This window comes from Jeotgalibaca porci, assembly GCF_011299095.1.
Classification (GTDB): domain Bacteria; phylum Bacillota; class Bacilli; order Lactobacillales; family Aerococcaceae; genus Jeotgalibaca; species Jeotgalibaca porci.
In genome coordinates, this window is sequence record NZ_CP049889.1 from 2121256 (window position 1) to 2133964 (window position 12709).

Annotated in this window: 11 protein-coding genes and 2 pseudogenes; 12 read left to right on the forward strand and 1 reads right to left on the reverse strand. The window is 39.3% G+C overall.

The features are described 5' to 3' along the window. The first annotated feature begins 106 nt into the window (after positions 1-106). From G7058_RS10700 to G7058_RS10755, 12 genes and pseudogenes are all read left to right on the forward strand, one after another. Complete coding sequence (locus G7058_RS10700) at positions 107-709, forward strand: NfeD family protein (RefSeq protein WP_166063504.1); 603 nt, start codon at positions 107-109, stop codon at positions 707-709. 1 nt (position 710) lies between these two features. Next, the gene (gene floA / locus G7058_RS10705) at positions 711-1691 is read left to right on the forward strand and encodes a flotillin-like protein FloA (protein WP_166063506.1); all 981 of its coding nucleotides are present in this window, start codon (positions 711-713) and stop codon (positions 1689-1691) included. Beyond that, entirely contained in the window at positions 1691-2476 is a 786-nt protein-coding gene (locus tag G7058_RS10710) for a hypothetical protein (protein WP_166063507.1), read from the forward strand. The genes floA and G7058_RS10710 overlap by 1 nt, the downstream gene beginning before the upstream one ends. Positions 2477-2495: 19 nt before the next feature. Beyond that, positions 2496-3257 (forward strand): sugar phosphate isomerase/epimerase family protein, encoded by a 762-nt coding sequence (locus tag G7058_RS10715; RefSeq protein ID WP_166063508.1) that lies wholly within the window; start codon positions 2496-2498, stop codon positions 3255-3257. A gap of 106 nt (positions 3258-3363) precedes the next feature. Then, positions 3364-4509: a tRNA guanosine(34) transglycosylase Tgt gene (gene tgt / locus G7058_RS10720; protein WP_166063509.1), complete on the forward strand. Its 1146-nt coding sequence runs from the start codon at positions 3364-3366 to the stop codon at positions 4507-4509. Positions 4510-4569: 60 nt separating this feature from the next. Then, positions 4570-4893 (forward strand): preprotein translocase subunit YajC, encoded by a 324-nt coding sequence (gene yajC, locus G7058_RS10725; RefSeq protein ID WP_193567957.1) that lies wholly within the window; start codon positions 4570-4572, stop codon positions 4891-4893. 33 nt (positions 4894-4926) lie between these two features. Further along, positions 4927-5208 carry a post-transcriptional regulator gene (locus tag G7058_RS10730; protein WP_166063510.1) on the forward strand — a complete coding sequence of 94 codons (282 nt, stop codon included), beginning with the start codon at positions 4927-4929 and terminating at the stop codon, positions 5206-5208. A gap of 297 nt (positions 5209-5505) precedes the next feature. Next, a complete protein-coding gene (adhE, locus tag G7058_RS10735) occupies positions 5506-8106 on the forward strand; it encodes a bifunctional acetaldehyde-CoA/alcohol dehydrogenase (protein WP_166063511.1) in 2601 nt (866 codons plus the stop codon). Between the two features lie 109 nt (positions 8107-8215). Further along, positions 8216-8731 (forward strand): annotated as a pseudogene (locus G7058_RS10740) (transposase); the annotation flags it as partial. A gap of 307 nt (positions 8732-9038) precedes the next feature. Then, positions 9039-9692 carry a metal-dependent transcriptional regulator gene (locus tag G7058_RS10745; RefSeq protein ID WP_166063513.1) on the forward strand — a complete coding sequence of 218 codons (654 nt, stop codon included), beginning with the start codon at positions 9039-9041 and terminating at the stop codon, positions 9690-9692. Between the two features lie 20 nt (positions 9693-9712). Next, the gene (gene dinB, locus G7058_RS10750) at positions 9713-10855 is read left to right on the forward strand and encodes a DNA polymerase IV (protein WP_166063514.1); all 1143 of its coding nucleotides are present in this window, start codon (positions 9713-9715) and stop codon (positions 10853-10855) included. 4 nt (positions 10856-10859) lie between these two features. After that, positions 10860-11680: pseudogene (locus tag G7058_RS10755) on the forward strand (ZIP family metal transporter). Between the two features lie 44 nt (positions 11681-11724). On the opposite strand, the gene G7058_RS10760 reads toward G7058_RS10755, so the two are convergent. Beyond that, a complete protein-coding gene (locus G7058_RS10760; RefSeq protein ID WP_166063515.1) occupies positions 11725-12705 on the reverse strand; it encodes a permease prefix domain 1-containing protein in 981 nt (326 codons plus the stop codon). Positions 12706-12709: the final 4 nt, after the last annotated feature.

A 12709-nucleotide genomic window follows, 5' to 3' on the forward strand; every position in this document is an offset into this window, starting at 1 on the left:
CGATAGTATTATTTGTAATGCTGTCGCTTTCATTATTGAAAAAAGTACGATAAAATTAAAGATGAATCATCCGTTTTGTACAATTTAACGTAAGGGGGTGATATATGTGATAGAGTCTTTGTTTTTGGTTGTTGGTTTTATGAGTTTAGTGCTCTTGTTATTTACTAACCGTTTTATGCTCTTTGGTATTACTGCAGTGGCCAGCTTCTTCGGTTATTTCATGCTGATGGATAGCGGAACTTTGTTGACTTTCGTGCTCTTTTTAATTGGGATATTATTGCTGATTGCTGAAGTATTTATTCCAGATTTTGGATTAATTGGAATAATTGGTATCGGAATGATTGGGTTTGGGTACTTTTCTAACCGAACAGATTTATGGGGTAGTGTGATGGACCTTTCTTTAGCTCTAATCATTGCCGTGGTGACAGCTTACATTCTTTTGAGAAAAGGGTATCGGTTCGTTCCGGGTCAAAAATTGATTCTTGCATCGTCGTTGCAAGGTCAAAGAGGCTACTCAACTGGAAAGAATTACCAAGAATACCTGCTTCAACGGGGGCATGCCGTAACTGTTTTGCGTCCGGCAGGAAAAGCTGAGGTAAACGGGACAATACTTGATGTGGTGAGTGACGGGAAAGTCATTCCAGAAGGTACAGTGATAGAAGTAGTCAAAGTTGAAGGAATTAAAATTATAGTGAGGGAGTTGACTTAATATGCCAGAAGGATTAATCGGTTTAATTATTATTGCAGTTTTAGTCATTCTTGTTTTATCTTTGTTTTTCCGTTTTGTACCAGTCGGATTATGGATTACAGCGTACTTCTCTGGAGTAAAACTGAGAATTTCAGATTTAATCGGAATGCGTTTAAGAAGAGTTGCACCAAGTATGATTGTGCAACCTATGATTAAAGCAACAAAAGCTGGATTGGACATTAATATCAGCGAATTGGAGGCACATTATTTGGCAGGTGGAGACATTAACCAAGTAATCGATGCTTTAATTGCGGCGCAACGTGCGAATATCGACCTAGAATTTGAACAAGCAGCTGCAATCGACTTAGCGGGTCGTAACGTATTTGAAGCTGTTCAAGTTAGTGTAAATCCTAAAGTTATTGAAACGCCTATTATCGCTGGGGTTGCGATGAACGGTATCGAAGTGAAGGCGAAGGCGAAAGTAACGGTAAGAGCAAACATCGAACGTCTTGTTGGTGGGGCTGGTGAAGAAACCATTATTGCCCGTGTAGGTGAAGGGATTGTTACAACAGTAGGTTCTGCTAAGGCACACTCGCAAGTACTAGAAAATCCAGACTCTATTTCCCAAACTATTTTGCGTAAAGGGTTGGATTCAGGAACAGCTTTTGAAATTCTATCCATTGATATTGCCGATGTCGATGTGGGTCGTAACGTTGGTGCTAAACTGCAAGCTGAACAGGCTGAGGCTGACAAACGTGTGGCACAAGCTAAAGCAGAAGAAAAACGCTCATTGGCAGTTGCTGAAGAGCAAGAGATGATTGCTGAAGTTCAACGTCAAAGAGCCAAAGTTGTTGAGGCCGAAGCACAAGTACCACTAGCTATGGCAGAAGCTTTAAGAAGCGGGAACGTTGGCGTGATGGATTATTACCGTATGAAAAATATAACAGCAGACACGGATATGAGAAACTCACTATCGAACAATAAAGATAGAAGTGATTCCTAATGACTCCGTTCTTGATTCCCTATTTTTTTAATCTTGTTATCTTCGTATTTATCCTGGTTATTTGGATAACATTCATACGAAATTTAATTCGTACTTTTCGTCAAGATCAACGCGGCAAAACGTCTTCGTCACGGTCACAGCATACCCAACGTAATCAGTGGGACAAAGCGCATACCCAGACGGTCAGACAGGTTCATGTTGACAATGCGACACGAAGTAGAAGAAATAGTCAATCACAGCAACCTAAAACTCAAACGTGGCAAGATTTACTCAAGCAAGATCCGAAAGAGCTTTATCAGTTATTAAGAGAGAACATGCCGGATTCTTACGAGAGCGAGATAAAAGCCATTTTCAATTCGCAACGCCCGATGATGGAATTAGTTAAATTTTTACGTCGGAAAGATGTATGGCCCGTCCTTCAATCTCTTCCCGAACGACTAAATTCATCACGAAGCACACAAAAGCCACTGGTTAAGCAAAAAGTTGCCAAAACAGTGCCAGTAGCTGTTCAGCAAAACGATGATGATTATGATGAGATGTTTGTTCAAATGGATGGAGATGCGAATTATTTAAGCCAAGAAGTCGATGCTTTTGTGTCAGAGTATGATGAGTTTGCAGACTACTTTAGCAGCTTGCTTCAAGATATTCCGACTTCTGCTCCTGAAGTGCGGGCAACACGCCACCATCGAAATAAAGACAATGCGAATATTGACCAGAAAATAAATCGTGAATGGCTACGCGATGCAGTTATCGCATCAATGATATTAGAAAGACCAGATATTTAAGGATGAGAGGCGGAATGACATGATTCGCTTAACCGGCGTCAATACGCTAGTTTTTTTAGATGAACTAGAAAATAGTACAAAGAGACAATGGGAATATTTCCAAGTATTAGCTGAAATAGGTGTTCCATTTGTTGAAGTACGAAGAGAATATTTCCGTGATTTCAAAGTGGAATTGCAAGAAACAAATAAAGAAGCTGCTAATTCAGGTTTAGCACTCCTTTATTCAATCCCATCCAGTCTATTTATTAATAAAGGTGTCAATCCAGAATTAGGCCTCTATTTTGAAGAAGCCAAAGCTATGGGTGCCATCCAAGTCAAGTTGACGATGGGAAGCTATGAGACGTTTGCTGACGACATGGTTTCCACTGTTAAGTCCACTCTTGCAAAGTATCCGGATATTCGCCTAAGCATTGAAAATGATCAATCCAGTGAAGGGGGCAGTCCGGAAGCGTTAGAACGATTCATGGAGACAGCCTTACAGTCCGGGCTTAAGTTAGGTATGACTTTTGATACGGGTAATTTTATATATATCGGTGTGGACCCGCTTGAAGCGGCAAAACAACTCAGCAAGTATGTTAATTATATCCATATTAAAAATGTCTCTTCTTCTGAAGATGGTATCGCACTGTCTTTATTCGAGAAGGGTGATATTCCGATTAAGCAAGTATTGGAAACACTAGACAATGAAGAACGGATTATCGCTGCGATTGAGTATCCATGTGGAGAAAAAGAACAGGCACTGTCTATTCTAAAACAAGAATATCGTCGGATTACTCGATAAAATTAGGAAGGCTCAGAATTAGTTCTGAGTCTTTTTTAATTTTATAAGGTTTCCCAAGTGTGCTATACTGAGGAACGACAAGTTTTTTATGAAAGGAAGCAATAATGTGACTGAACCAGCAATTACATACAAATTAATTAAAGAAGAAAAAAACACAGGTGCACGTTTGGGAGAAATCACGACACCCCACGGCACGTTCCAGACCCCTATGTTTATGCCTGTTGGTACCTTGGCAACTGTTAAAACAATGGCACCCGAAGATTTAAAAGTGATGGGTTCTCAAATTATCTTGAGTAACACGTATCATCTTTGGTTGCGTCCAGGAGCTGAATTAGTAGAAGAAGCCGGCGGATTGCACAAGTTTATGAACTGGGATAGAGGTATTTTAACGGACTCTGGTGGTTTCCAAGTATTCTCATTAGCGGAAAACCGCAAAATCACTGAAGAAGGTGTCCATTTCCGTAACCACCTTAATGGATCTAAAATGTTCTTATCACCAGAAAAAGCAATTGACATTCAAAACAAACTGGGTGCTGATATCATCATGAGTTTTGATGAGTGTCCCCCGTTTGACGAAAGCTATGATTACATTAAGAATTCAGTTGCCAGAACTTCTCGCTGGGCTGAACGTGGCCTAAAAGCACATGCAAAAGCTGATAAGCAAGGGTTATTTGGTATTGTTCAAGGTGCTGGATATAAAGATCTACGCCTACAAAGTGCTAAAGACCTCGTATCAATGGACTTCCCAGGATACTCTATTGGTGGATTGTCTGTAGGTGAGACGAAAGAAGAAATGAATGCAGTTCTTGACTATATCACACCAGTTATTCCTTCCAATAAGCCACGTTATTTAATGGGTGTTGGAGCACCGGATTCGTTGATAGATGGTGTTATCCGTGGTATTGATATGTTTGACTGTGTGTTACCAACGCGTATTGCACGTAATGGTACATGTATGACAAGTGCTGGCCGGTTGGTTGTTAAAAACGCGAAATTCGAACGTGACTTCCGTCCAATTGACGAAAAATGCGATTGTTATACATGTAAAAACTATACGCGTGCTTATATTCGCCACTTGATTAAAGCCGATGAATTATTTGGATTGCGTTTGACGACATACCATAATCTATACTTCCTACATAACTTAATGAACAATGTTAGACAAGCGATTATGGATGACAATTTATTGGAATTCCGTGAAGCTTTTGTAGAAGAATATGGATATAACAAAGAAAATGCTAAACTGTTTTAGATAGTTGTGGTATGATTTAAATACGACAAAAAAACGCTTTAATATGGAGGAAAAGTACCTATGGATACACTAGTAATGATAGCTTTTTACGCTTTGTTATTTGGAGTGATGTATTTCTTAATGATTCGTCCACAAAAGAAACAAGCTAAAAAAGCACAGGATATGTTAAGTCAAATGAAACCAGGTGACCACGTAGTAACAATCGGTGGATTAAATGGTGTCATTGATGAAATTAATGCAACTGATAATACAATTACTTTGGATTGTGAAGGCATTTTCTTAACGTTTGAGAAAAGAGCAATTGCTAAAATCAAACAAACGACACCAATCGCACCCGAAGAAACTGTAGTTTTAGAAGAGAGTACAGAGGATCTACCTGAATAATAATATTTAGGCAATGTGATGGAGTGAAAGTGGATGGCCGAAGAATCGAAAGATTTCTATGAGGAGTTGCTTCCATGGTTTGAATTAAAGGTATCTGAATTTTCTGTAGAGGGTTATCCGAATATTGAGGTCAGAGATATTTATCTTTGTTTCAAGAATTTTGTGTGGAAGCACACAGTGCCGGAACACTATTACCAACGCGTATTCGATATCGTCAGATTCAATGTGAATCAATATTTTGATTTCAAATCACTAGAAGCGCAAGTTTATCAAGTATCTTCGTTAGACGATATTAATTTTGATGAATTTTTATAAAAAACACGAAACGATAAGGAGTCATCCTTACGTTTCGTGTTTTTTCGATTTTAATGACCTCTAAACAACCTTGAAATATCTGTTTTTAGAGTCTGTTTGTACTATATTTGCACGTAATGTTAAGTTATTCACAAGTAGAAAGAAAGATGAAAACCGTGCTGATAATAAAATGAAAACGTGCCCAAAGCATTTAATGAGTATTATGTGAATGTAATCACAATAGAGCATTTACTTATTTTACACCCCGGGGTACAATTTACTTGTGAAATGATTACCAAACATTTAGGAGAGATAATTATGACTACAACAGTTGAAGAGAAGATTCAGACTGCAGAGCAGGAAATTTCAATATTAGCCGCAAAAGGTAAAAAAGCTTTGGCAGTAATGGAAGACTTTAATCAAGAACAAGTGGATCATATTGTACATCAAATGGCTATTGCTGCTTTGGATCACCATATGGAATTAGCAAAGATGGCGGTTGAAGAAACAGGTCGCGGTGTATATGAAGATAAATGTATGAAAAATATTTATGCCTCTGAAAATATCTGGCATGCAATCAAAAAAAATAAAACAGTGGGTATTATTGAAGATAATGACGTTGACCAATTAGTACGTATTGCAGCACCACTAGGTGTAATTGCTGGTATCGTACCGACAACGAATCCAACATCTACAACGATATTCAAATCCTTAATCAGCATGAAAACAAGAAACCCTATTGTTTTCTCATTCCATCCGAGCGCAGAGAAATGTTCAGTCCGTACAGCTGAAATCTTGTATGAAGCAGCAATTAAAGCAGGAGCACCAGAAGGTTGTATCCAATGGGTAGAAGGCGTTTCAATGGAAAAAACGGGCTTACTTCTAAATCATCCGGATATAGCTTGTGTACTTGCAACCGGTGGATCAGCAATGGTTAAAGCCGCGTATTCAACAGGAAAACCTGCACTAGGGGTTGGACCAGGTAACGTTCCAGCTTATATCGAAAAATCAGCAAATATTAAAAAAGCAGTGAATGACTTAGTTGTTTCAAAAACATTTGATAATGGTATGATTTGTGCTTCAGAACAAGCGGTTATCGCTGACAAAGAAATCTATGAAGAAGTAGTAGCGGAATTCAAAAAACGTAAAGTTTATTTTGTTAAAAAACAAGAATTAGCAAAACTTGAAAATGCAATGATGCGCGAAGATAAAACAGGTGTTAACAGTTCAATCGTGGGTATGCCTGCAATCGAAATTGCAAAATTAGCTGGTATTAAAGTGCCTGAAGATACAAAAATGCTAATTGCAGAAATCGACGGAGTTGGACCTGATTATCCACTTTCACGCGAAAAACTATCCCCAGTCTTGGCAATGTTGAAATCAGAATCTACTGAGCATGGCTTCCAATTATCAAAACAAATGCTAGACCTTGATGGATTGGGTCACTCAGCATCTATTCACACAAGACGTAAAGATTTAATTGAAGATTTTGGTAAAGAAATGAAAGCTTGTCGAATCTTGGTAAACTCACCATCTGCTCAAGGTGGGATCGGTGGTCTTTATAACCACAACATTCCTTCTCTAACGCTAGGGTGTGGATCTTATGGTCATAACTCCGTATCCGGTAACGTTTCTTCGTTCGATTTGCTAAACATCAAGACAATTGCTAAAAGGAGAAATAATATGCAATGGATTAAAGTTCCAGACCGTATCTACTTTGAAGAAAACTCAGTTCGTTATTTAAGAGATATGCGTGACATTGAGCGTGTGTTTATTGTATGTGATGATGGAATGATGAAACTTGGTTACGTGGATATTGTATTGGGACAACTGAAACAACGCAGCAATAAAATTGTTTACACAATTTTCTCAGACGTTGAACCAAACCCTTCTACGAAAACTGTTGAACGCGGAACTAAAAAAATGAGAGATTTCGAACCGGATACAATTATTGCAATCGGTGGGGGTTCTCCAATGGATGCTGCCAAAGCAATGTGGTTGTTCTATGAGCATCCAGAAAGCAGTTTCTTCGGAGCTAAACAAAAATACTTAGATATCCGTAAACGTACTTACAAAATCGAGCCAATGACGAAAGCTAAAATGGTAGCTATTCCGACAACATCTGGTACTGGATCTGAAGTAACACCATTTACTGTTATTACTGATAGTGAAACACATATCAAATATCCATTGGCAGATTATGCTTTAACACCTGACGTAGCAATTGTTGATGCACAATTCGTATACAGTGTTCCAAAAACTGTAACGGCTGATACAGGTATGGACGTATTGACACACGCGATTGAATCATATGTATCAGTACTGGCAAGTGACTATACGAAAGGTTTGAGCTTACAAGCTATTAAGTTAGTCTTTGAAAACCTACGTAATTCTTATGAATATGCAGATCAAGAATCACGTGAGAAAATCCATAATGCCTCTACAATTGCAGGTATGGCTTTCGCTAACGCATTCTTGGGAATATCCCACTCATTAGCACATAAAATTGGAGGACTATGGGATCAAGTTCATGGTCGTACGAACGCTATCCTATTACCACATATCGTTCGCTATAACGCGAAAGAACCAAGCAAGTTGGCAATGTGGGCGAAATACGAACACTTCCAAGCAGATGAAGACTACGCAACAATTGCTCGTTACATCGGTTTGAAAGGTGAAACAACAGAAGAATTAGTTGAAGCACTGGCTCAAGCAATCCATCAATTAGGTGAAGATGTTGGTATCAAGATGAGCTTGAAAGAACAAGGTGTTCCAGAAGAGTGGTTGAAACGTGATGGAGATAAGATTGCAGAATTAGCATTTGAAGATCAATGTACAACTGCTAATCCAAAACAACCGCTAATTTCAGAACTGAAAGAAGTTCTAACGTCAGCATACTATGGCAAAGAGCAAAAATAATAAGTACGATAGAAGGGCTTCAAGGGTCAAACCTTGAAGTCTTTTTTTTGCAGCATAGGCTTTTATAAGTTTCTGGGGGAACGTCATTCATTGTTTTTGCGGGTTCCGCGTGTTTTATTTAATCCATCGGCATATCGTATTCACGATTGATGAGGGGTTGCGGAAGTTGCCCCTTAACAATCGCAAGGAATTACTGAAGGGGCTGATGGACGAAACTGCCAATGTCGTGCAAATGTATTTTCAGAAAAAGCGGATAACTCCAGGTATCATTGCCGGATTACATACATTCGGTTCCCAGTTGGAGTTCAATCTGCGTGACCACATGATTGTGACCATGATAGGGTTAAGCGATAGCGGGGAATGGAAGAACTACGACTATATCCCGTATAAGCTCCTTCGTGTCCATCGGCAAAATGCGGTCTTGAAGCTGTTGCGGCGGACGGACGCTGACACCGGAAGAGAAGAAGGCGGCACAGCCCCTTCTACAATACACCAGCCGGTACATGAACTGCCCCCATGCTTCAGCTGCCAAAAATTCCAAGGCCAGATGGTCCTGAAATATGATCAAAGCGGTTCGGGCATCACCTATAATCATCGACACCTGAGAAGTAATGACTACAACTAAAGGAAAAACGCTGACTCAAACCGTTTTTTCGATTTGAGTCAGCGTTTTCTGATAAAAGTGACGACTCAAACTGATATTTTGATTTGAGTCAGCGTTTTCCGGTAAAAGTGACGACTCAAACTGATATTTTGATTTGAGTCAGCGTTTTCTGGTAAAAGTGACGACTCAAACTGGTTTTTCGATTTGAGTCAGCGTTTACCGGCTCTGAAAACTTCTATTTTAAAGTAAGATTAAAATTGAACTTTAGTTATTTAGTGCTATAATATAACTAAGTTTTAGGCGTGCCTAAAAAAGGAGGGAGTGCTAAATGACACCACAAAAAGAAGATTATCTGAAAGTTATTTTTGAGTTAGGCGGCGCTGATAATCTCATCACTAACAAAATGATTGGGACAGCACTCTCAGTGTCAGCTGCCTCGGTAACGGAGATGTCAGCAAAATTATTAAAGGATGAATATATCCTGCATATTCCCTATCAAGGTGTGAGGTTAAGTGATAAAGGTTTGATATATGCCAACAAGATTATAAGAAAGCACCGACTCTGGGAAGTTTTTTTGGAAAAGCATTTAGGATTTGGCTGGGAAGAAGTGCATGAATTGGCCGAAATGCTAGAGCATGTTTCACCGGATATATTGATTAACCGTCTGGAAGAATTCCTAGGCTATCCGAGTGTCGACCCGCACGGCAGTGTTATTCCAGACCGTGATGGGAAGCAAAAGAAAGTTTCTACGAAAACGCTGGATGAATTGACGGTCGGCAATAACTTTACCATTATGGAAGTTGTTGATGATACAGAATTTTTGACTTATTTAACAGATAAAAAGATTCAACTCCAGAACATATTTACTTTAATTGAAAAAGAAAGTGCAGATGGGTATTATCTTTTTTCGGATGAGGTTGGAAGAGTGTATCAAATCTCCAATCAAGACAGTCACAAAGTTAGGATTCATAGGGATCAGTAAAGAATTGAAAGGTGTTCAAAATGGATTACGGGATTTTGAAATTTAAAGAGCCGCAGAATAATATTCAAAGAAAAATAATTCATGTGGACATGGACGCCTTTTATGCTTCTGTTGAAATTCGTGATAATCCAGCATTAAAAAATAAGGCCGTCATTATTGCGCATGACCCGAGAACAAGAGGCGGAAGAGGGGTCGTCACGACAGCAAATTATGAAGCGAGAAAGTTTGGCGTACATTCAGCTATGAGTGCACAAGTTGCTTTAGATAAGTGTCCGCACGCAATTTTTATTTCACCGCGTATGAGTTACTATGCGGAGATATCGCAACAAATAAGAAATGTTTTTCGAAAGTATACAGACTTGATTGAACCATTATCGTTGGATGAAGCCTATCTTGACGTCACTGAAAATAAAATTAACTTGAACAGTGCGACTCTGATTGCGAGGGAAATTCAAAAAGATGTTTGGAATGAGGTGGGGCTGACCTGTTCCGCAGGTGTTTCTTACAATAAATTCTTAGCGAAGATCGCATCTGATATTAAAAAGCCTGGTGGACTGACTGTTATAACACCCGATGATGCCCAAGATTTTCTGTGGGAGCTGCCCATTCATAAGTTTTATGGAGTTGGCCAGAAAACAGCGGAAAAACTGGAACAACAGGAAATAACGAATGGCCGTGAACTCTATGAGTTATCTGCGAAGTTTCTAGTTGATGAGTTTGGTAAGATGGGATATCGCTTATATCAGCGTATTCGCGGGATTGATAATACGCCAGTTGCTGCCAATAGGGAACGAAAGTCAGTGGGGAAAGAAAGTACATTTGGTCCTTTTCTAGTTTCCGAGGAGCAGGTGATAGGTGCGTTGCGGGAATTAGCGGCCAGTGTTCATCGCAGCTTAGAAAAAAATAAAGTTCATGGGCGTATCGTAACCTTGAAAATTAGGTATGCAGATTTCGAAACAACAACACGTCAAAAGAGTTTTTCTTCATTTGTAGGTGGTGAACAGGATATTTTCTGGAAAGCACAAGAATTGTGGCTGGAACATGGCGAAATCGAGAGAGAAGTCCGATTATTGGGTATTACCCTCTCGCATTTAGCACCGCAGCACTATACAAATATCGAATTACCCTTGTGGAATAAAGATGAAAATGAGAGAAAGAAGTGAGAATATGTTAGAAACATTTAGTGGTTTTAATCCGGTTTTACAGGCATTCATCGCCGGTTTATTTACATGGGGATGTACGCTAGTCGGTTCATCCTTTGTATTTTTATTTAAAACGGTCAACCGAAAAGTTTTGGATGTAATGAGTGGCTTTGCTGCTGGTGTCATGATTGCAGCATCGTTTTGGTCACTGTTGGCGCCATCGATTACTTTTGCGGAAGAAAACGGTTATGGAGTGTGGGCGTTTGTCCCTGCAGCAATTGGTTTTTGTTCGGTGGAGTTTTCTTACGTTTGACTGATGCTATTATTCCTCACCTACACTTAGGGGAACCAATTGAAAATAGAGAAGGACCGACAACGGGAGCTTCTCGTAATGTCCTTTTATTCTTAGCAATTACGATTCATAATATTCCTGAAGGATTGGCTGTAGGGGTAGCATTTGGTGCCGCTGCTCACGGTTTGGCTGGCGGGAATACTTTAATGGGTGCAATTGGGTTAGCTTTAGGGATTGGTCTACAAAATATTCCAGAAGGATCTGCACTTTCGATGCCAATTCGTGCAGACGGCAGCAGTCGTTGGAAAGCTTTTAATCTTGGGCAATTATCAGCGATTGTAGAACCTATTTCAGCCGTAATCGGTGCATTGGCAGTTGTATCCATGCAAGCAATCTTACCATATGCATTAGCATTTGCAGCAGGGGCAATGATTTTCGTAGTCGTTGAAGAATTGATTCCTGAATCACAAACAAACGGGAACAGTGATATCGCAACGATGGGCTTGATGGTTGGATTTACCATTATGATGATTTTAGATGTGGCATTAGGCTAGAAAAGAAGATGAGGGGTCGGGAAAAATTTCCCGATCCCTCATCTTTATTTTTTATTCGTTAGGTTTGTAACAGCTTCAATAATCGCTGAGAGAATAGCGAAGCCAATTCCGACAATAGGGAAAATAATCCAAGCAGTCCCCCAAGCGCCATTCACGAAACCTTGGAACAGGTAAATCAAAGTAGCAATCGGAAAGACAATAGACGCGATGCGCTCCGTAATCGTATTTGAAAGGACATGTGCCCGTGTGTGTGATCCGATTGTTAATAATTTTTCATATGTATCGTTCTGAATGCCATAATATACGAATAGGAAGACGCCTACTGCAATGAACCCCATTAAAAACACAAGTCCAATAAGGTTTTCTTCAGTAAGTAAAGCAAAAGACAAAAGTAGGAAGATGGGACCTAATATACAAAACACGACACCCGCTGCAATAGCGTAACTTAACTTCGGTTTGAAAGCCAAGTATTGCTGATTAATCATGGTGTACGTTGCTTGATCCAAATGCAATACCTTTTTATCAAAGGGATAGTTTGATTCTTGCATACCAAAAACGATGAAAAGTCCAACTCCGATAGCGATGGTAATCAGCATTAATACGACACCGATTAATGTAATACTATCCTCTGATACCGCAGAAAAGAAGAATGAACGAATCGTTAATGTAAGAAATAAAAATGCAACTGAGATAATACACAGAAAAACGCCGGTTGCAATCGCGAGAGCATATTTTTGACGGTGGAAGAAATAGGCTTCCGCTTCATTTTTCGATAAAGATAAAACATTTGGATCATTTCTTTCTGATTCTTCAAAATCTAAGTTGTATGCTTCTATTATTTCGCTGATATCCCCAAACTCCGCCAATACTTGACCGATGGCTTCGTGTTCAGACAGCCCCTCAGTCACTAAATCATTGTATTTATCTTCCATGTTGGCAAGCATCTCATTTTTCAATTGTAACATTTCTCTTGATGGTGGTAATTTATTAAAAATTGATTCGACATAAGCATATATCGTACTCATTTCT